The following is a 20,799-nucleotide window of genomic DNA, read 5'->3' on the forward strand; positions in this document are numbered from 1 at the left end:
AACTGAACTCGTGTTCACTTTTTTACGCTAGTAGATAGGCAGGCTAATAGCTACAATTACACTAATGATATGAATTGAGAATAGTAGAATGAAATATTTAGTAACTGGCGTTGCCGGGTTTATTGGCTCTGCAGTTTCAGAGCGACTATGTGCGGCTGGACATAAGGTTGTCGGCATTGATAACTTGAATGACTACTATGAAGTCTCTTTGAAACATGATCGCCTAAAGCGCATTGAGCATGAAAACCTGACCTTCATCGAGCTAGATCTTGCTGATAGAGAAGGCATGGCAACACTGTTTGCTGAACAAAAGTTTGACCGTGTTATTCATTTAGCGGCACAAGCGGGCGTTCGTTACTCAATTGATAACCCGATGGCGTATGCCGATAGCAATCTGGTTGGTCACCTAGCTATTTTGGAAGGCTGCCGTCATAACAAGGTTGAACACCTAGTTTACGCTTCATCAAGCTCAGTTTATGGCTTGAACCAGAAAATGCCATTCCACACGGCAGACAGTGTTGATCACCCTATCTCGTTGTATGCTGCGACCAAGAAGTCGAATGAGCTAATGGCGCATACCTATTCTCATTTATACGATGTACCGACAACAGGTCTACGTTTCTTTACGGTTTACGGCCCTTGGAGTCGCCCAGACATGGCGATGTTCAAGTTTGCGAATTTAATCGTAGCGGGTAAAGAGATCGATATTTATAACAACGGCGACATGATGCGTGACTTCACTTATATCGATGATATCGTTGAAGGTATTATTCGTGTGCAAGACCGCATTCCAGAAAAACAGCCAGATTGGACGGTTGAGCAAGGCTCACCAGCAACCAGTTCAGCACCATACCGTGTGTTTAATATTGGTCATGGTAGCCCGGTTAAGTTAATGGACTACATCGAAGCATTAGAAGGCGCTCTTGGTGTTGAAGCGAAAAAGAACTTCATGCCAATGCAACCTGGTGATGTGTACGCAACTTATGCTGATACGGAAGACTTGTTTGAAGCGGTGGGCTACAAGCCTCAAGTGAAGATCAAAGAAGGAGCAAAAGCTTTCGCGGATTGGTATAAAGCCTATTACTCGCTGTAGTAATTGATGGTTTTGAATTAAAAATAGCGCTTACTGAGCGCTATTTTTGTTTTTTGAAGATCGTTAATGCTGAGCATCTAGAATTTTGGTCTGAACTCTTTATCTAGGATAGCAAAGTGGTAAAGGTTTGTTGATAGGTTGAGCGTCATACTCTTTATTTTGTTCACAATCTTCATAAAGGCGACAGAATAGTCTTTTCTGCCTTTATGTTTACGACTACCAATAATTGACTGCTGTTTACTACGTTGTAATCCCGCAGAAGAAACACCAAACATGGGGTGCTTGTGAACCCAAGTATTCCGTAGGAAGACATCGACAGGATAATTGAACGTTGAACTTTGTTCGATGAAAGCTTGTGCAGCTTTGGGAGATATCGCGTAACAGGCGGTTCCTTGAGGAACTTTCAAATACTTTACAAGATGTTGGGTATCGTGCCTATCAACGGAGTAATGTAGTTTGTTCTTACTGTCTTGTAAGCGAATAAAACCACACTGATTAATATGCTGCTCGGCGATAGTCAGAGTATTACGAAAAGTGTCGGTATCAATCTCGGCATGATCTTCGAAGACTAAAATTGGCTCATTGAGCTCTATACATTTTTTCCAAATAAGGTAATGGCTTGCATAACATCCAACTTCTCCAATTGCATGCGGCCTACCCATATTATGTAAAAAAGCTCTATCGTGAATTCTTGCTAGTAGAGGGTGTTCATCGGTTCGTGCATCCACTCCAATAAAAAACTCAAAATCAACCTGAACATCCTTGAGGGCGTCGGCTGTTGATCTTTGTCTACAATGATTCGCTTTTAAGGTAATACAGTATGATTTCATAGAGCTATATTGATGTGTTTATTTATAGTGAACTATGTTATCACTCGCCTCGCTTTTTGTAATGACGGTTCACTTATTTAGCGATTATGGTTGTGACGGGCTTCAAGAATGTTGAGGCAGTACGGCTGATTGACTGTTATAGGCTCTGTAGTGTCAGAGCGACTGTGCTAGGAGGGACTAAGTTATAGGTATTAACAAAAAAATAGCGCTCACTGAGCGCTATTTTTGTTTTGAAGAGAATATTACTTAGCTGTTTTTATTTTGATTTCAGCTGCCACTTTTTGTGGTACAAACTGACTAATATCCCCGCCGTGAATCGCGACTTCACGAACAATCGTTGAAGAGAGGAAAGCATACTCTTCTGAAGGGGTTAGGAATACGCTTTCGAGTCCGGGTAGGAGTTTGCGATACATGCTAGTGAGACCGAACTCGTATTCAAAATCCATGGTTGTTCTTAGGCCGCGTACCAATACGTTCGCTTTCTGTTGCTTCGCAAAATCGACCAGTAACCCAGAAAAACCCTCCACGGATACGTTAGGTAGGTGAGACACTGCATCACGCAACAGCTCTACTCGTTCATCTAACTTAAACATGGTTTTTTTGCTTGGGCTCGCGGCTACTCCTACAGTGATATGATCAAACATGCTCGCTGCACGGACGATGATATCGAGGTGACCATTGGTTACCGGATCAAAAGTACCAGGGTAGATAACGTGTGTGCTCATATTAGCTGTCCTTGCTTAATGTAGTGGTCGGGTTCGGTGTTTTAATAGAGTTTAAGGCTTTGTCGAGTTTTTGCTTTACCATATCGACGGTGATGTCCTTCATTAAATCATCGCCTTTTGCTCGAGTTCCCCACGGAAGGTCTTGAACCGGTTTCCCTTGTTGCGCCTCTACGTGCTGTTGATACACGCTGACCACGATATCCAGATCGTTGTAAGGGCCAGTTCTACGAGGATCGCTATGTGCGTACAAGCCAATTACCGGGGTTGATTGTGTCGTTGCCAAGTGGGCTGGACCAGTATCAGGTGCCAATACCACCGCTGCATGCTTGAGTACGGCGGTGAGCTGCTTTAAGTTGGTTTTGCCTATTAAATTGATGACAGGAGATTGGCATAGCGCTTCGATGTCCTTACCAAGGTTTACTTCTCGTGGAGCAGGAGAGCCACAAAGTACCACTTGCATGCCTTTTTCTGTAGCGTAATCGGCAATAGCTGCATATCGATTAGTCAACCAGTTACGCGAATCCTTGCTTGCGGCAGGGGAGATAACCAAGGTTGGTTTCTCTGTCATGGTGTCGATGGCCAGCTGTTCGTCTTCCGGTGTTAAAGGAATATCCCATTGAGGCTTATCGAAGGGGACACCAATGTAGCGAGCAAATTCGGCAAAGTTATCCAAAACATGAAACTTATCTGAAATAGGTAGATGGCGATTAGTAAAGAGTGACTGCATTTCACGAGTGCGATCTTTGCCAAATCCTACTTTGCACTTTGCCTTTATCCCCCAAGATAGCACACTAGCTCTGAGTGCGGCTTGCATATGCAGAAGTGCATCAAATTTACGGTCAGATAGCTGAAGCCATAATTCACGCATCCCTTTGAAGCCTTGTTTCTTATCGAAAACAATCACCTCAATACCAGGCAGGTCGCCGATCAGCATGGCTTCTATTTTCCCGGTTATCCAAGTGATTTTCGTTTCAGGCCACTGCTTCTGTATGGCTTGAACCACAGAAATAGCATGACAAACATCGCCAATCGCGGAGAGGCGAAGTATGCAAAGAGATTGAGGTGCAGTTGAGAACAGTGACATAAAGTGCCCGAAAAAAGTGAATAACATCAGAATTATGCAGATACTCGCATTAGTTGTAAAATAGCAATGACGAAAAGCGACCCAAAGGCCTCATAGATGGAAACGATTAGCACCAAGAACCAAACAATTTGGTATGACCCTGAACTTCTGGCGCAAGTGCCGGAGGATGAGATGGTTCAGATCTTTGAGGCACAATACTGGCAGCAACGTGAGGCTATTTCAGGGAGTGCGCAGGGGCGTGGTACCACCTGGTTTATTCAACTTGATGGAATGCAAGCCGCGTTGCGTCACTATCGTCGTGGTGGGTTATTTGGCAAACTCGTTGAAGACCAATATCGTTTCTCGGATTGGGAAAGTACGCGCTGTGCGATGGAGCTTAATGTTCTCAAAGTATTGGCAAACGCAGGTGTGAATGTCCCTAGGCCTATTGCTGCTAGAGCAATTAAAAGCGGACTACTTTATCGAGCCGACTTAATGTCTGAACGAATTCCCAAAGCCAAGGACCTGGTTGATGTATTGGTCAATGGCCCGATAGATGCGGATGTTTATCGTCGAATTGGCCAAGAGATCCGCAAAATGCACGATGCTGGCGTTAATCACACTGATCTCAACATCCATAATATCCTGCTTGATGACTCGCAAAGGGTGTGGATCATTGACTTTGATAAGTGTGGCCAGCAGGCGGGTGATGGCTGGAAGGAAGGTAACTTGAATCGCTTAAAGCGCTCGTTTTTAAAGGAAGTGCACAAGCGCCAGATTCAGTGGCAGGTGTCGGATTGGGAGCCGTTGTTAAAAGGCTACCAAGGCTAATTAAATCAAATGGTTGTTAGCCAATAATGTGTTGTAAGGTGTTATCCAATGCCCCTCGGTTTTTCTCAATCACTTGATAAGCCGCTAAGCCTTTATCTTTACGTAATTTAGGTTGTGTGAACAGCTCTCTGAGTTGGCTTGCAATGTCGCTGCTGTTTTGACAAATAGTGACAGCTTGAGCTTCAAGCAGTTTGTCGGTGATCTCGCTAAAATTAAAGTAGCTAGGGCCATTCAGTAAAGGTAATTGTAGTGCCGCCGGCTCTAGAAGATTGTGGCCACCTACCTTATCGCCCACAAGGCTTCCTCCCATAAAGCACACATCGGCGCCACCGAGTAGTACCAACATTTCTCCCATCGTATCAGCTATATAGACTTCAATATCAGACGTTATTGGCTGCTGACTCGTTCGAGTGATAGTGTTAAAGGCGTGCTCTTGAGCTAGCTCAGACACTTGGTTAAATCGCTCAGGGTGGCGAGGCACGATCATCAGTAGCGCACGAGGGTTGTCTTTTAGAATTTGCCTATGAGCATCTAAAACAACATCGTCTTCACCTTGGTGGGTACTAGCAGCAATCCAGACATCACGATCAAAGCCGACTTGCTCCCTAAAAACTTTGCCTTTTTCTACTTGTTCAGTAGAGACTTCAATATCAAACTTGATTGACCCCGTCACATGTACAGATGACTTATCTAGCCCCAGCCTAACAAAACGTTCCGCATCACTAGGGTATTGGCAGAGTACCTGAGATAGTTTATTTGCTAGAAGGTTAAATACAGGTTGGAATTTGGCGTAGCGCTGGCACGAGCGTTCAGATAGGCGAGCGTTGAGTACTGAAATAGGAATCCCAGCTTTCGCGACGCAATGCAACGTGTTTGGCCAAAGTTCTGTTTCCATAATCAACATTTGTTTTGGTTTTACTGATTTAAGGAAGCCTCTTACACACCAAGAAAAATCAATCGGCATGTAGCGATGCTCGACTAAATCACCGAGCTTGTTTATTTGCTCAGCACCTGTGCTGGTCGTTGTGGTAACAATGATGGCTTGATTTGGATCTCGCAGCTTCAATTGCTTAATGACAGGCATTGCAGCAATAGATTCACCAACCGACACGGCATGAATCCAGATAGGATTTTTATTATTCGTTTTTGGTGTGATACCGAAATGTTCTTTCCAGCGCTTACCGAAGTTTGGTTTTCCGGGTTTGCTCTTATAAAGCCCATAGAGGAGCAGTGGAGAGGCTAATGACAATACAAGAGTGTATATAAGTCGTATAAGCATAAGAACAGTGACACCAGAGGATAAAATCAGTATTGAGAAGAGTATTTTCTTCAATCTCGAAAGTAAAGAGCGTTATAATTAAATGCTTAGTTACACTTTCAAACGGAAATGGTGAACTCTATCTCATCGCTTATGCAAACCGATCAATCCTATCGTTTCTTGCTCTATGTCGAGCAAAACTACTCATTTGCTATTCTTCGTCCATTTTATAACTACGCGAAGCAACTTGGCCATGACGTAAAGTGGTTGCTCGTAGGTGAGGATGCTTCTGAACATCTTTTATTAGAGCAAGAGCAGCGTGTGTCTTTGGCGGAGGCTGTTGCCTATAATCCTTCTGCTGTCTTAGTACCCGGAGATCGCGTTCCTGCTTTTATTCCAGGGTTGAAGGTGCAAGTGTTTCACGGTTTGAATGAGAGTAAACGAGGGAACTTATATCCTGAGCGTGGTCTATTTGATTTGTATTGCACAGAAGGCCATGAAAGAACGAGTTCATTGGAACCACTAGCTAAACAGCGCGGCTATTTTCAAGTAAAAGAGACCGGATGGTTGAAGCTAGATAGCTTGTTTAATTACCAAGCTAGAGAGAGCCGTTTTGAAAGACCTCAAATTCTATTCGCTTCCACTTTTTCGCCAAGCTTATCGTGTGCTGAATTGGTTTATGAAGAGCTTAAGCGCCTAAGCCAACTGAGCCAGTGGCAATGGTTGGTGACTCTTCATCCGAAAATGAATCAAGAGACGAGAACTGAATATCAAGCACTGGAAGGGGATAACCTTCTCTTTTTCGATAATGACCGAGTGATTGAAATGCAACATCGTGCTGATGTTATGGTGTGTGACAACTCATCGATATTTCAGGAATTCTTGTTGCTCAATAAGCCTGTTGTCACGGTAAATAATCGAGACCCTCAAGCGAGCTTTATTAATATAACGCAAGCGGAACAGTTAGAATCAGCAATTCAACAAGCGATGCTACCTGATGAAGAAAGAGATAACGCTATCGCTCATTATGGCCCGTCAATAACGCCATATTTAGATGGGCAATCCTCAGCGAGAGTTCTGAGTGCTATTACTGATGTGCTAGAAAGCGGCTGGCAAGATAACAAGCCAAAAAATTGGATTCGTAACTTTAAGATCCGTAAATCATTAAACTATTGGAAATTCTAGGGCTGAATAATGAGAAAACATACCCTGTCTGTCATTGTTATTACCAAGAATGAAGAAGACCGAATTGAAACTTGCCTTAAATCTGTTGTTGATATTGCCGATGAACTGATTGTTTTAGACAGTGGCTCAACAGATGCAACAGTTGAAATATGCCAAAAATATACAGATAACGTGACAATCACTGATTGGCCTGGCTTTGGTAAGCAAAAGCAGCGAGCTCTAGATAAAGCGACATGTGATTGGGTGCTATCAATTGATGCTGACGAAGCTCTAGATAAAGAGATGAGTGATGCTCTTGTTGCACTATTAAAGCAAGATCAAATCAAACATACAGCGTATAAACTGCCTTGGGGAGTGACCCTTTATGGCACAACGCTCAAGTATGGCCGTAGCGCTCGCGCAGTCTTAAGATTGTTCAAGAGAGAAGGTTCTCGTTATACGCTTGATGAAGTTCACGAGACTGTCGTTCCTGAGCAAGGCTCTACAGGAGTATTGAAGGGTTTTCTTCTTCATTACACCCATCGTGATTATGGTCACGGCTTAGATAAAGCAGCGCAATATGCTTGGCTTGGATCTCAAAAATACCACCGTAAAGGCAAGAAGTCACACGGCTTATTCCTCGCTCTACTACGAGCTATATGGACGTTCTTCTTAGTGTATATTATCCGTCGTGGTTTTATGGATGGCAGTGTCGGTTTCATTATGGCGATGACCTACGCCCAAGTGAATTTCAATAAATATGTCGGTTTGTGGATTCTTGAAAACCGTTCAGAAGACAGCTCAAAAGACCAAGCCAAATAGGAACTGAGAGATGAAGATTTTAGTTTGTGCATCTTACTTACATGCATGGAACAGTTTACGCCCTGAGGCCGCGATCTTTATTGAGCTTGCGCGTCAAGGTCACCAAGTCACTATCATGACCCAAGGTGAGTCTGAACATGTATCTAAGCTAGAAGAGTGCGGCATTCGAGTGGTAGATGGTTATCCAAAGCGTAAAATTTGTTTTGATACTATTAAAAAGATTCGCCACGAGCTGAAAACGTATGATTACGACATCTGCTATGCTTTTAACTCAAAGACGATACCTAATGCGGCGTTTGCGTGTATTGGTTTCAACGTTAAATTAGTCGTTTATCGAGGCACTACTGGCGGGTTATATCGACATGACCCTAGTGCTTATTTAACGCAACTTCACCCTCGTGTAGACGGCATAGTATGTGTTTCTGAAGCGGTTCGACAAGATGTGGTGAAGCGCGTTTGGAAGAACAAAGATAACGTTGTTACCATATACAAAGGGCATGAATTGGATTGGTATAAAGTACCACCAACTGAGCGCTCTGAGTTTGGTTTGAATGAAGATGATGTAGTCGCGATTACTGCAGCGCATGTAAGGCCAAGTAAAGGTATATCTGTTTTACTTGAGGCGACCAAATACATTACTGCACCGAACTTCCATTTGATCTTAGCGGGCAGCGGCTATGAGCCTCACTTTGATGAGATGAAAGCGAGCCCTATGAGTGAGCGAATTCACTACATTGGTCATCGTACTGACATCCCTTCGATCATGTGTATGGCAGATTTTCAAGTTCAGCCATCGACCAGCGGAGAAGGACTACCGCGTACGATTGTTGAAGCAATGGCAAATGGCACAACTTCTGTAGTTACGACCACTGGCGGTGCCCCTGAACTCGTTGTAGATGGTGAAACGGGTTATATCGTCCCTACGGGAGACGCAAAAGCTTTGGGTGAGGCAATGGACAAGCTCGCACAAGATAAGGCAAAGTGCACAACAATGAGCGAAGCGGCTAAGAATCGGCTAGATGAAAGCTTCAGTTCACGAGTGACGGTTAAGAAGCATCTAGAATTTTTTGAGAAGTTACTTAAGCAATAATATAAAGTGAGGAGGGCTATTTAGCCCTCTTTGTTTATAAAAAATTCGGCAAGCTCAAAATCTAATTGTTGGTCAATATCAAAAGAAACTCTATTTTCCATCACGTAGGCAAAGGATTCCTCTGTGTATCTAATTTCGCCGTATTCCTTAAACTTTCGAACATCAAAGATGTAAATAGCTCCATTGAATCGGAAGAAATCCCCGCAATCTTGAGATCGCTTTAATGCTTCTGGGCGAATAAAGTCTCCCATTGTGCCATCTTCTGGAAGCGTGTTAGCCCAAAGCGGTGGGTGTTCACATGGTGTAACGGAAACTACAGAGAAAGCCTGTTTTTCAATGAATAGATCCAATGCTTCATCGATATGTTGAGCTGTCCGCAACGGAGATGTTGGTTGAAGCAGTACAATTATATCTATGTCATTTCCAAACTGTTCTAACGTATAAGTTAGAACACTCTCTGTCGTCGCGGTATCTGATGCTAAGTGGTCAGGTCTTAGTTCTGGAACATCGATACCAAATCGGGAAGAGACATCCGCGATCTCCTTATCATCAGTGCTAACGAATATTTGATCGATATATTTACTGTTTTTCGCTGCATCAATTGACCACCCAATTAATGGTTTTCCAGCCAAAGGCAGCACGTTTTTTCTTGGTAGTCGTTTGCTGCCACCGCGGGCTGGGATAATCGCCAATACTTTTTTAGTGTGAATCATTAGAACATCTCTAAGCTATGGATATCAGCCTGCGCTCGATTGAAATCGTCCATGCGGCCAATATCTAACCAATACTCGTGGATTGGAAACATCAATACATTGTTGCGTGTATTCATATGTTGCTCTAACAACGTAGGCATATCTACACGATGGTTCTTTGGCACAGAATCAATGACTTGAGGCGAGACTACATAAATCCCAGCATTCACAAAAAAACGTTGTATTGGTTTTTCGACCATACTCGTTATTTTGTTCCCTTCTCCATTTATCACACCGTAAGGGATTTGATAGTCGTATTCACGGACACACATTGTTGCATCAGCGTTATTGTCTATATGAAACTCTAACAAGCGTTGAAAATCTACCTTTGTTAGAACATCTCCATTAATCATAATGAGAGGCAGGTCTTTAGGTAGGTTATCAGGTAATAAGCCTAATGCGCCACCGGTTCCTAGCGGTTCATTCTCATGGACATAGGTGATGTTAATGCCTAAATCACTACCATCGCCAAAGTGGTTTTGAATTTGCTCGGGCATATAATGCGTAGAGATATAAAAGTTAACGAAACCCGCTTTAGTAAAGCTTCGTATCACCGTTTCAAGAATTGGTTTATCACCGATCTTTAGCATCGGTTTGGGGCAGCTATCTGTCAGAGGTTTCAAACGGGTACCAAAACCTCCAGCCATAATAAAGACTGGATTTTGATATTTGGGTTTGCTGAGAACTCCTTGTAATGTCTCGAGCCCGACAACTTGCCCTTCTTTTATCAACGGGATAGAGAGAATTCCCTTTGATTCCATTAAATCAATTAGTTCGTCTCTTCTTGCTCCTACATTTGCAACCGTTGGACTTGTATTCATAACCAATGCAATAGGGTCAGTTAGAGATAACTTATTTAATAGCCCTCTCCGGATATCACCATCAGTAACTATTCCAACTAAATGGTTGCTTTTGCCTACGACTAACGCAACTCGTAAAGCCTCTTTATTTATAATATCTAAAGCTTCTAAAATTGTTGAAGAAGGCTCTAATAAGACATTTTTCCACTCATGGCTCATAGACAATCACCATTATACTTATCATATCTACAGAATTTCACTGGGTTTGTTTCTTGTGCAAATACTCGAGTTTCTTCAGCTTGCGTTTTCACAAATCCTAAAGCCTCAACTGATTTGATCGAAGGTACGTTGGAAACTGCAATCCAAGCGAATACGGTGCTATTTTTACATTCTATTTTTGACAGCCCTTGCTTGATCATAAATTTAGCAAGTCCATGACCTTTCTTTTTCTCAGATATACCATATGATACTTCAATTTCCTTAGAAGACTCATCATAGTCTATGTACAAATAACCAATCGCAATATTTTCTTCTAGCAACAGGTAGAACTCTCTAGTATTGCTTTCGATTGCATATCTGAAGTGTTGCTCTAAATTTTCTCGTTTCGGTGCTTGAATAAAACCTGACCAATAGATGTTTCCAGATTCACTCTTCAATTGTAAAAAGTCATCGAAATGATCGTAGTCGGCAAGTTTCAACTTTAAACTTGATTTCTTCACTTATCTAGCTCCCTTATCAAATCACATATCCGCTTGATGTCTTCCGTCGTATAACGATTATCTAACGGTAATGACAGAATAGTGTCACATAGTGAACTAGGCGCTTGCCTGGTTTTTGGCCAATGAACAGCTAAAAAGATAGAATGCCCCATCAATGCCTTTCGAACTCTATCGCGATTCACTAGTGATAAAGGCAAGAAAGATGGGAAGTTTGCATTAATGTCTATGAACTGCTCTGAATCGAGCGTTGCTTTAGCAACTCTCAAGTTCTCTACTCGGGCTTTCTGCTCATTTCGGTAATTAAGGGAAAACTGACAAGCTAAGAATACACTTCTGTCTTCTGGCTCATACACTTCAGAACATTCATCAAGTAAGCTCTCTGCATTGGAAAAGAGTGATAGGTAATCACTCTCTTTCCCTACTGAAGCATTAAGGTATTGAGATTTAGCAGATTTCGCTTTGTACTTAAGAGTAGAAAAATTAGGTAGTCGTTCTTTGCGTAGTTCTGTTAACGGTGTACTCGACACTAACTGGCTAAAGTCAGCTACAGCTGTAATTTTTCTTAAACTATTGAAGTAACACCATGGTACTTCAGCAGGAATTTTAGGCGCTTCAATACCAAATACGTCATCGATAATGAGTGGTGTATCCGTGTTTTTAATTAGCTTGTCGAAGGAGTGACTCTCGTGGCCAAAATATTTCACGAGATATATGGCACTGATGCTTCCTAGTTCGTTGGGCAGCTCAAATTCAAAGTCTTCTCGAACTTGATAAAATTGAACTTCAATATCAAATTCAAGTAAGACATCAACAACTATCTGACACACGAAGTCCGGAACAAGAACCTTCTTTCGTTGAAGAGACATAGAGCGAATTGCCCACCTTAGTGATGAACGTCCACTATTGGTTACACCATAGAAAAGACCTTCATTCTCAAGTTCTTGCTCTCCGCCGACCATTTTAGTCTCAGTACTTAACATCATAAAATTGCTTTGTTTTTAAACTGCTTAGTTCAACGGTTTTAAGAGTTTGCACAACTTTCTCAGAGCTGTTACCACGCCCGTAAGGATTCACGATATGCTTTAAAGATGCCATAAATTCCGGAGTATAAACCTCAGCTAATGCCGAAGTGAGTTCAGCCTTGTTTACACTCACATCGATTGTGCTGCTGGCCCGCACTCGCCCTTTTTGACGGTTACCAATATTAATCGTCGCAAGTTTGAACGACGGCGCTTCCACAATACCACTCGAAGAATTTCCTACTACAGCATCCATATACTGTAACGCTGACAAATAACGAAGTTGTCCCAGAGAGGTAAATGCAATCGCTTTTTCAGTATTTCCTGCGACATATTCGTCTATCATCTTATTTATCAATCGACCACCTACGTCAGCATTCGCCTTAGTGAAGATGACTAACGTATGCTCCAAAGTGTCTAATGCACTAAGGATCTCTCGAAAATCTCTTTCGACTTCTACGATATCTTGTGTAGTTTCAGGGTGATAAGTGAAAAGTAAATTCCGCTCTTTTAATTTACAAGATATGGAGTTTTCAAACTCATCTTTCGACATCAACTGCATACGAAGTAAGTTATCAAGGCCGACTTCTCCGACGGTGAATACACGCTCTGGTTGCTCACCCATCTGAATAACTCGAGTGGAATACTCGTCCATAGCAGTAAAATGTAGTTGGGATAACTTCGTTATGGCATGACGAATTAACTCATCGATTGCACCTTCTGTAAGCTCCCCACCACTCAAATGCGCCACTGGAATACGCGCAATGTTTGCCGCGGAAACGATAGGGATCAATTCATAACGATCCCCTAATACAACAACAATATCAGGCTTTAACTCATCAAATGCCTCTGAAAAGCTGATTTGCGCAAGACCCATACTCTTACTTACTCCAACGGGAGTATCTGAGGAAAGAAGAATTTCTACTGTCTTATTTACGACGAATCCATCATCGAGAATTTGCTGATTCGTTAAACCAAACTCCGGAGATAAATGACTGCCTGTAGATACAACTTGCAGCTCAAGTGCTGAATCATTTTGAATATCTTCCAGTAAGCACTTTAACAATCCGTACTCCGCTCTTGTCGCCGTGACTACACATATCTTACGCATCAGATCAGCTCCCCAACTTGGTAGTCTTTCTTCGCTATAGAATCAACAACTTCATCCCATCGAGTTGGAGAAATACCGTTACCTGGGCGCTTGATTTCAAGCATTTCTGCTGAGATAACTTGGCCAGCTGAAATCGCCTTACCAGCAATAATGCTCTTTCTTACAATATCGCGGTTCGCTTTTTCCGTTTTGGTTGGTATTTTCCAACCAGAGCCCATCGCTTTTTCTATGTTGCGAATAGCGGTTACCATATCTGACAGTTCATTAGGTTCTAGACTTGCCTTGTGGTCAGGACCTTCCATTTGGTTATCTAGAGTAAAATGTTTTTCGATAACTTTAGCCCCAATAGCCACAGCGGCAATTGGGATTTCAATACCTAACGTATGATCTGAGTACCCAACGGCAATACCCGGGAAGGCTTTTTGTATCGTTAGCATCGCTGTTAGGTTTACGTCTTCTGGTGATGTCGGGTAGTCTGTCGTCGCGTGCAGAACGGTAATCTCTTCAAGTGACAAGCCCGCATCAACAAGCGTAGCTATAGCATGTTCAACTTCGAATAAGTAACCCATCCCAGTAGAGATAATAACGGGCTTTTTAAAACCAGCAATATGACGTAGGAAAGGTGTATTCGTTAACTCCCCTGAGCCTATTTTGAAGACTTCCTGTAGAGCATCAAGGAACGTTGCGCTCTGTTCTTCATCAGGTGTCGACATAAAAGTGATCGCTTTCGCGTCACAGTATGCTTTTAAGTCGGCAAAATCATCGTAGGTCAATTCAAGACGTTTCAGCATTTCAAACTGAGTTTCTTCTCGCTGAGTGTTCTCCACTTGATACTCAGCCATTTGAGCATCTTCAGTGACGAGTAACTCCGTTTTCCAAGTTTGGAACTTTACAGCATCAACCCCAGCCTCTACCGCCGTGTCAATCAATTTCTTAGCTAGACCAATGTCACCATTATGGTTAACACCTGCTTCTGCGATAATAAAAGTCTTGTTTGTCATAGTTACCTCTAAGCTCGGTATAACTGGAATAGTTTCGGAGTAGTAGAATCTTTACTTTGGTCAATCCATATTCGATTCAACATCTGGCGTTTTTCGGGCAAAAAATCCAGCCCTGCAATATAAAATGGCATCGTTAAAGGAGAGAATTTCGACTTAAACTTGAATAAACTGTCGTCAGGAGAAGAGGTTCGACCTCCACCTAGCATCATGTAGCGACAACCTTGGGTTTTAGCATGCTCAAAAGCGGCATCAAGTAGCAAATAATTGCCATTTTCCTTAGCGATATCCTGATTATTAGCAGACAAGTGATAGTGCGCGAGTTCTTTACCGGACATGAAAAAGCCCACTGAAGCATATGTACTTTCTTTCTTTGTGGCGAGTAAAGACACACCATCTAAAGCATTCAAATCATTGAAGTAGCTTTCTTGGAAGTAAAAAAAGTCGCTGGCTGAGTTTTTCTTCATTGTTTCATAGTACATCTCCATAAAATCAGAGAGTTGTACTGATGTTGTATCGACAGATAAGTTTTTCTCAGCTCTCTTAACAATGTTTCTTGTTGTTTTTGAGTATGATTTTCGGCGCTCTTCTGTGTTCTTTTCTAGATCAACAATAACGACTTGGCGCTCAGGGAAATGCATGTCAAATAACGACGGCATTTCACCGACAGTATTAAAAGGGTGAAAACGGATGAACTCGCACACAATGTTCTGAGCTTTGCAATGCTCTCTGTAGGCACTAAATGCACGCTGCAAAAATAACGTATCTGAAGAGTTAGAAATTGGACCTCCGTAACCGTAAGGTGTTTCTAAATCATACAACTCTTCAGCGATATCTTGCCCAGCAACACTTCGGATTGGACGTTTTAAAGCACTAAACCGAACATAAGAGCTATCCTCATCATACTGAAATTCAAAATGTTCACCATCGCCTTCATATAGCGCAGAGTATTCTCGCTGGTAGTATATGTCTGACGGCAAATCTGTAATGGTAATATTCATCATCATTCAGCTCTAAGAATTGGAGTGCTAGGTAAATTAACCAGATGCGCTTCAATAAACTCAGATTGAGTTAGATCGCCACACATGGCATTTTCAAACATTGGTAAACGATGCATTAACTTCCAGATTGGGCGAGTCATGACACCAGCAGCATTCGTCTCCTGCAGTATATGTTCACGAAGTTCAACATCAGGACAAATAATGGCATTTAACCAATAGTTGGATTTAGCGTACTTGGGTTCGACAACAAACTTAATGTCAGTCCCTTCAAACAGACTTATGTATTGATTAGCAAGACTGCGTTTTTGAATAAGGTATTGCTCAATCACTTCCATCTGTGCACAACCAAGCGCAGCATTCAGATTCGGCATGCGGTAGTTAAAACCTGGCTCATCATGGAAAAATTCATAAGGATGAGGCACTTTCGCTGTCGTAGTGACATGCTTGGTTCGTGCTCCTAGTTTTTGAGTTTTACATAGAACCATACCGCCACCACCAGTGGTAATGATTTTGTTGCCATTGAAGCTGACTGCACTCACATCACCAATAGTACCGGTATGCTTACCTTTATAGAAAGAACCTAGGCTTTCTGCTGCATCTTCTACTAGAACAAGATTCCATTTCAGGCAAACTGCAACCAGCTCATCAAGCTCTACAGGATGACCAAAGGTATGCATAGGGACAACCGCTTTAATTCGTTTGCCTGTATTCTTGTGAATACACCCCGTATTGGTTACTTCAGCGTGCTCCGTTAAGAATGCATCCACGGCTTTAGGGCATAGTCCTAAGCTCACTGGAGAAACGTCCACAAAAATAGGCTCGGCACCCATATGATAAAGAGCGTTACAAGTTGCAACGAAAGTCAGAGCTTGTGTAATAACAAGATCCCCTCGTTGAACATCAGCCATATATAAGGCCGCATGTAGTGCAGCAGTGCCATTGACTGTCGCTACCGCTTTAGCCGCGCCTGTATACGCTTCAATCTTTCGCTCAAAGTCATCCACAAATTTACCAACGCTAGAAACAAAAGTACTTTCAATCGTTTCCATAACATAGGCTTTTTCGTTGCCATTAAACGTTGGTGCGTGCAACGGAATGAATTCATTAGTTTTATAAGTATCTCTAACAAATTCAACAATAGATGTCGCTTTCATTACTTACTCCGCTTACATCTTACTATCGAGGTATTTACCCGTTTCTTTGTGTCCAAAATCAGGGATCATGGTAAAGAAGAGTTTTACGATTTGATCCTTAGTCCAAGCTTTCTCGCCTTTCATACCCAAAATGCTGTCTTCAAATAAGGTGAGTAATTCTTGATCATAAAGTGGATCGTTTTTAATGATTCCAAGATTTGCAAAGCGAGACATGTCCAACTCTTCTTTATCCGTAAAAAACTCTTCAAAGTCTTTCTCACCCGTTGTATCGCTTGCTGTGAACAGGCAGGGCCACTTTCCTTGTTCAGGAAGTGTATGAGCCAATTGTCGAGCTTCTTCTTCTGTTTCACACAAGTGAGGCTCATAGCCAAGTTGCTCTAAATATTTCACGGCAATATCAGCAAACGAAATAAGATGAAGTGCTTCACTCAGTTTAGGAAAGAAAATGTCACGATTTTCACCAAAGATACACGACATTAAACAGAGCTCACCTGACTCTTGAGGTGTCACGAAGTAACGCTTGATATCGTTTGGAGCCACGATAGGTTGGCGCTTTTGAATACGCTGGTTGAAACCATGCAACAATGAACCATCCGAAAATGCAACATTGGCAAAGCGTGCTGTTGAGATAGCCATCTGCTCGCTTTTACGCATTAGGAACATCTCCATAATACGCTTTGATGCGCCCATCATATTGACTGGGTTCGCTGCTTTGTCTGTTGATACACAGAAATACTTCTTAGCGCCAGCATCAATAGATTGTTGAATGGTTTTATCTGTATTAAAAACGTTTACATCGATCATGCGCATCAATGTATAAGGATCTTTCTCGCTTCTAACATGCTTAAGTGCGGATAAGTTCAATACATAATCAAACTTGCCATCTGCTTTGATGAACGCATCGTACTCGAGAGAGCCAATATCTAAGGCAAATGTTTGAAAATCACCATCGATGTACCCAAATGAGCTACGAATATCACGAACCAGTTCAACCATGTTGTTTTCGCTAATATCTACAACATGCAGCTTCTTAGGGTTACGTTTAAAGATTTCTTTAGTAACAGCTTGGCCAATAGAGCCAGCTCCACCTAAAACAAGAAAGCTAGATTTTGATATTATGTCTGCTAGTTCATTTTGATGCTGTTTTATATCAGAATTGAACAGCATCTCCGTACGACCGATTAGTGATAAGGCATTAGTCATCGAGTTACTCTTTATGTTGAACTAAATGGGAAAATTAATTTAGGTAATTATAATTCAATTTTTTGTAAAACTTGCTTAATCCTGAGATCTAACTCTGCAGGGTTTTGCTCAAAGCTTGCAATAGTATTGATTGTTTTGGCTATTTCTTCTTGTTTCAATATCTGAAAAACGTCACAGTACTCTTCCAATCCCATACCAACCGATGAAAATAACGACACAATTCCCATTTTCTTACTAGACAGCATCAGGAACAGTTCAACCGGAAGCTTAGGTGGTAATTGTTCAACGCCCTCAAAGAGTTTGTTGTAATCGTCTTTTGGCTCAGAAGGGTGGAGCTTTAAAACAACATTATAGCCTGCATTGGTTGCCTGTTTATAAATGTCTTGATAGACCTTTTTGACAAAGTTGATATCTTTGAATCGTAGAGCGTTTTCTTTAGATGTCGGCTGAGTAGCAAGAATGATCGTTCTTTTTTCATTTGTGTAATGATCGACTTGGAATAGTTCTGATACTACCTCAACTGCGTGTGCTGATTTTGATAGAGTAAGTTTTTTTACTTTGTCTTTTACTTTTGATGGTGATTTCTCAGGTGAAAGAAGGTGAATTTCTAGACACTCTTTTTTTTCGCCCATGATCATTGTTTTTGAAGGGTATCCCTTAAATCTTCTAAATATTTTTTTTACTGGACTATGAATAGGAATTTCAATGTAGTTCCTCATTCCATCTTCAATCATTTTATAGGTTGGAACCAGTAACCTAAATAATCTAGACATTTTATTGTCGTCATTGAAAACAAAAAGCTCATAGCTACCTAAATCTGGAAGTATGTTTTTATAATCATTAATATAGGAAATCAAAGAACTTTTTAATAAATTAGGGATACGCAATCCGAGCATGGAAGATTTTATTATAAATTTACCAATTAGGCCTTTTCGCTTTACTCCGGAGGTTAGTTCATCTCTACTAGCCAATATGATTTTAATATTGCTTGGTAGGTTAGATGTACTTATAAGTGTAGATGGAATGTTTTGGTAGTCACTAAATAATACAATGGTGGAGTATTTATTTGACTTAACCGCATGAAAAACACTTAGCATGACATGTCTTACCGTAGAACAAATATAAAGATTTGAATTCCCATCCATCATAATTCACCTCGATAAGACTGAGCTAATTTGTCTGTGTAAGAGCATTTTAACCACGTAAAGTTCATTGTTTTTTAATGCTAATTTTGAATTTTATATTGTGTAAGTGACGTTGAATGGTTTCGTTTAAATTGAACCATTCACGCTTACATTTCTTGAATAAACTTCTGGTGCTTGTGCGTTTTTCATATCCGATATCAGAATCAAACTTTGGGTCATTCGTTAAACAGGGTACTGCAATGCCGTAGCACTCGACTTCGTTTTGCCAGAATCGATCCATATAAATATCGACAGCCATATACCACTCTTTTGAGTGTTCAAGGAATTTTGTAGCTCCTGAAGGCCTTAAGAAATAGGCTGTTGCACTCATATGCCCTTTAGTGAACTTATGAATGCTAGTCGAGTTAGCCTCGAACACTTCGTAAGAATCATACTTACGGCGCTTATTTTTGAATAATCTTACACATTCTACAGTTTCGGGTATGTCACTAATATCTTGTATGAAGTTAAGGAATACCTCTTTAAATATAAGAGCATCATCTTCAATTACGATGATTGGTTGGTTGAGTTCGACACACTTCTGCCATAATAAGTAATGGCTTGCATAGCACCCTAACTGACCAGCGCTTAGTGTTTTTGCCCTGTATGTTTGGCTTAAATCATCATTATAACGCTTAAGCAGCGGATTAGGAGGCGATGTTCTGCCATCCACGGCAGAAAATAGTTCAAAAGGAAGAGATAGTTCATCTAGTTGACGACTAATATTTTCTTTTCTATCTGTGGAAGACTCTAAATTTATGACAAATATTTTAGTCATTAGTAACTCTCTTACATCTTGAACAAATAGGGACCAGGAACAATAAATATAACATCATAGGCTGAGCATGATTAAAAGGAACATCAGTTAAACCCGCAATGGAAAATAAACTAACTAAACCAATCACCATATATGTATCGGATGGTGGTAAATTTTTTATCATCATTAGTGGATAAACTAGAAGTAAAGTTACAAACATCAAACCTATAATTCCAGACTTAACCATTTTATCTAAAAATTGATTGTGGAAGTGGGCTGAAGCATAGTGATATAGCGAACTAGATATTTCACCATGTTCTAACTTATCTTTTAATATCTCCCTTTGTTCTTGTCCGTGCCCTAGTATTGGTTTTTGTTTTATTAATTCTGGCGCTAACATCCACATTTGTAACCTAAGTCCAACGGAGGTGTTATAATCGCCTGATTGAATCTTTTTTACCTCATATATGGTTTGGTTATATCTCTCATTTATTTTATCTTTAAATAAGAAGGCACCAGTAGAGGTTAGAGTCGCTGTAAATATAAAGACAAGTAATATTTTACTTTTTGAAGGCGGGTTATTAATGCATTTAGCAATGAATATAAAAAAGATACTCAAACTGAACGCTAACCAGATGCCTCTAGTCTCACTTAGAATTATGGGTGGAAGTGACAGCAAAAAAGCTATCAAAGGAAGTACTTTTCCCTTTAAGGAGCAAGTATCTAATAATAAAGAGAAAGCGATTATGGATATCAAGGCACACGCTGTTGCGTAGGGTATCGGGTTTATATAGCCAGCATTTCGTCCTGTATTTATATAAAGGTTGAAATAGACGCTATTGGCACATATTGCCAAACTACCGATCAAAACTACCCATTGAATTGTTTTTTGAGTAAGCATTTGGTATGGAAAAGCTATAAGGAAAAGAGTAACTCCAATCAGTGCTCTTAGCTCTCTAGAACTGGATCCATGATAATAATAGCTAAACACAGTATATATACATGAAGTGGCAATTAACCATACAAGCGGACTCTGTATGTTATTTAATATTGTTTCTTTTTTAAATACTAATATACTAACGATGATACTAATTAAAAACAGTGGGATCATTTTCTTATCACCACTATCCAAAACTAACATGCCCGTAACAGCAAAAAAGTAAGGTAATAGTAAGAGTGCTGTATAAATCTGTTTTTTATTAATAATATTCATACTGTTCAATGT

Annotated in this window: 21 protein-coding genes; 5 read left to right on the forward strand and 16 right to left on the reverse strand. The window is 41.0% G+C overall.

The window, feature by feature from the left end:
* Positions 1–88: 88 nt before the first annotated feature.
* Complete coding sequence (locus CWO13_RS15890; protein ID WP_108083172.1) at positions 89–1,093, forward strand: NAD-dependent epimerase; 1,005 nt, start codon at positions 89–91, stop codon at positions 1,091–1,093.
* A gap of 77 nt (positions 1,094–1,170) precedes the next feature.
* Here the strand turns inward: CWO13_RS15890 and CWO13_RS15895 are convergent, their stop codons facing one another.
* The 3 genes from CWO13_RS15895 to CWO13_RS15905 form a co-directional block, all read right to left on the reverse strand.
* Complete coding sequence (locus CWO13_RS15895) at positions 1,171–1,923, reverse strand: glycosyltransferase family 25 protein (RefSeq protein ID WP_108083173.1); 753 nt, start codon at positions 1,921–1,923, stop codon at positions 1,171–1,173.
* Between the two features lie 242 nt (positions 1,924–2,165).
* On the reverse strand, positions 2,166–2,648 hold the full coding sequence (gene coaD, locus CWO13_RS15900; protein WP_108083174.1) for a pantetheine-phosphate adenylyltransferase: 483 nt from the start codon (positions 2,646–2,648) through the stop codon (positions 2,166–2,168).
* A gap of 1 nt (position 2,649) precedes the next feature.
* Complete coding sequence (locus tag CWO13_RS15905; RefSeq protein ID WP_108083175.1) at positions 2,650–3,732, reverse strand: glycosyltransferase family 9 protein; 1,083 nt, start codon at positions 3,730–3,732, stop codon at positions 2,650–2,652.
* Positions 3,733–3,828: 96 nt separating this feature from the next.
* Between CWO13_RS15905 and CWO13_RS15910 the strand changes: the two genes are divergently transcribed.
* Positions 3,829–4,542 carry a 3-deoxy-D-manno-octulosonic acid kinase gene (locus tag CWO13_RS15910; protein WP_108083176.1) on the forward strand — a complete coding sequence of 238 codons (714 nt, stop codon included), beginning with the start codon at positions 3,829–3,831 and terminating at the stop codon, positions 4,540–4,542.
* 16 nt (positions 4,543–4,558) lie between these two features.
* On the opposite strand, the gene waaA is transcribed toward CWO13_RS15910, so the two are convergent.
* On the reverse strand, positions 4,559–5,821 hold the full coding sequence (waaA, locus tag CWO13_RS15915; protein WP_108083177.1) for a lipid IV(A) 3-deoxy-D-manno-octulosonic acid transferase: 1,263 nt from the start codon (positions 5,819–5,821) through the stop codon (positions 4,559–4,561).
* A gap of 132 nt (positions 5,822–5,953) precedes the next feature.
* On the opposite strand from waaA, the gene CWO13_RS15920 reads away from it, so the two are divergent.
* The 3 genes from CWO13_RS15920 to CWO13_RS15930 are packed head-to-tail and all read left to right on the forward strand — an operon-like array spanning position 5,954 to position 8,876.
* Positions 5,954–6,985 (forward strand): UDP-N-acetylglucosamine 2-epimerase, encoded by a 1,032-nt coding sequence (locus CWO13_RS15920; protein ID WP_108083252.1) that lies wholly within the window; start codon positions 5,954–5,956, stop codon positions 6,983–6,985.
* Positions 6,986–6,994: 9 nt separating this feature from the next.
* Positions 6,995–7,786: a glycosyltransferase family 2 protein gene (locus CWO13_RS15925; protein ID WP_108083178.1), complete on the forward strand. Its 792-nt coding sequence runs from the start codon at positions 6,995–6,997 to the stop codon at positions 7,784–7,786.
* A 10-nt stretch (positions 7,787–7,796) separates the two neighbouring features.
* Complete coding sequence (locus tag CWO13_RS15930; RefSeq protein ID WP_108083179.1) at positions 7,797–8,876, forward strand: glycosyltransferase family 4 protein; 1,080 nt, start codon at positions 7,797–7,799, stop codon at positions 8,874–8,876.
* Positions 8,877–8,896: 20 nt separating this feature from the next.
* Here CWO13_RS15930 and CWO13_RS15935 read toward each other — a convergent pair whose 3' ends face one another.
* The 12 genes from CWO13_RS15935 to CWO13_RS15990 form a co-directional block, all read right to left on the reverse strand.
* Positions 8,897–9,589 (reverse strand): acylneuraminate cytidylyltransferase family protein, encoded by a 693-nt coding sequence (locus CWO13_RS15935; RefSeq protein WP_102479808.1) that lies wholly within the window; start codon positions 9,587–9,589, stop codon positions 8,897–8,899.
* Entirely contained in the window at positions 9,589–10,647 is a 1,059-nt protein-coding gene (locus CWO13_RS15940) for a nucleotidyltransferase family protein (protein ID WP_108083180.1), read from the reverse strand. The genes CWO13_RS15935 and CWO13_RS15940 overlap by 1 nt, the downstream gene beginning before the upstream one ends.
* Positions 10,644–11,147 carry a GNAT family N-acetyltransferase gene (locus CWO13_RS15945; protein WP_108083181.1) on the reverse strand — a complete coding sequence of 168 codons (504 nt, stop codon included), beginning with the start codon at positions 11,145–11,147 and terminating at the stop codon, positions 10,644–10,646. Before CWO13_RS15945 ends, CWO13_RS15940 begins: the two co-directional genes overlap by 4 nt.
* Positions 11,144–12,130, reverse strand: a complete 987-nt coding sequence (locus CWO13_RS15950) for a pyridoxal phosphate-dependent transferase (protein ID WP_108083182.1) — start codon at positions 12,128–12,130, stop codon at positions 11,144–11,146. The genes CWO13_RS15945 and CWO13_RS15950 overlap by 4 nt, the downstream gene beginning before the upstream one ends.
* Positions 12,114–13,277 carry a UDP-N-acetylglucosamine 2-epimerase gene (gene neuC, locus CWO13_RS15955; protein ID WP_108083183.1) on the reverse strand — a complete coding sequence of 388 codons (1,164 nt, stop codon included), beginning with the start codon at positions 13,275–13,277 and terminating at the stop codon, positions 12,114–12,116. The genes CWO13_RS15950 and neuC overlap by 17 nt, the downstream gene beginning before the upstream one ends.
* Entirely contained in the window at positions 13,277–14,278 is a 1,002-nt protein-coding gene (neuB, locus tag CWO13_RS15960; RefSeq protein ID WP_108083184.1) for an N-acetylneuraminate synthase, read from the reverse strand. The genes neuC and neuB overlap by 1 nt, the downstream gene beginning before the upstream one ends.
* Positions 14,279–14,286: 8 nt before the next feature.
* Positions 14,287–15,279, reverse strand: a complete 993-nt coding sequence (locus CWO13_RS15965) for a GNAT family N-acetyltransferase (protein WP_108083185.1) — start codon at positions 15,277–15,279, stop codon at positions 14,287–14,289.
* Positions 15,279–16,430 carry a LegC family aminotransferase gene (locus CWO13_RS15970; protein ID WP_108083186.1) on the reverse strand — a complete coding sequence of 384 codons (1,152 nt, stop codon included), beginning with the start codon at positions 16,428–16,430 and terminating at the stop codon, positions 15,279–15,281. The genes CWO13_RS15965 and CWO13_RS15970 overlap by 1 nt, the downstream gene beginning before the upstream one ends.
* Before the next feature lie 12 nt (positions 16,431–16,442).
* Positions 16,443–17,633, reverse strand: a complete 1,191-nt coding sequence (locus tag CWO13_RS15975; RefSeq protein ID WP_108083187.1) for a UDP-N-acetylglucosamine 4,6-dehydratase — start codon at positions 17,631–17,633, stop codon at positions 16,443–16,445.
* A 47-nt stretch (positions 17,634–17,680) separates the two neighbouring features.
* Positions 17,681–18,781, reverse strand: coding sequence for a glycosyltransferase family 52 (locus CWO13_RS15980; RefSeq protein WP_108083188.1), 1,101 nt, complete (start codon positions 18,779–18,781; stop codon positions 17,681–17,683).
* 61 nt (positions 18,782–18,842) lie between these two features.
* On the reverse strand, positions 18,843–19,595 hold the full coding sequence (locus CWO13_RS15985; protein ID WP_108083189.1) for a glycosyltransferase family 25 protein: 753 nt from the start codon (positions 19,593–19,595) through the stop codon (positions 18,843–18,845).
* A complete protein-coding gene (locus CWO13_RS15990) occupies positions 19,588–20,787 on the reverse strand; it encodes an O-antigen ligase family protein (protein WP_108083190.1) in 1,200 nt (399 codons plus the stop codon). The genes CWO13_RS15985 and CWO13_RS15990 overlap by 8 nt, the downstream gene beginning before the upstream one ends.
* Positions 20,788–20,799: the final 12 nt, after the last annotated feature.

Origin of the sequence: Vibrio sp. ZF 223 (assembly GCF_003050585.1) — a bacterium.
Lineage (GTDB): Bacteria > Pseudomonadota > Gammaproteobacteria > Enterobacterales > Vibrionaceae > Vibrio > Vibrio crassostreae.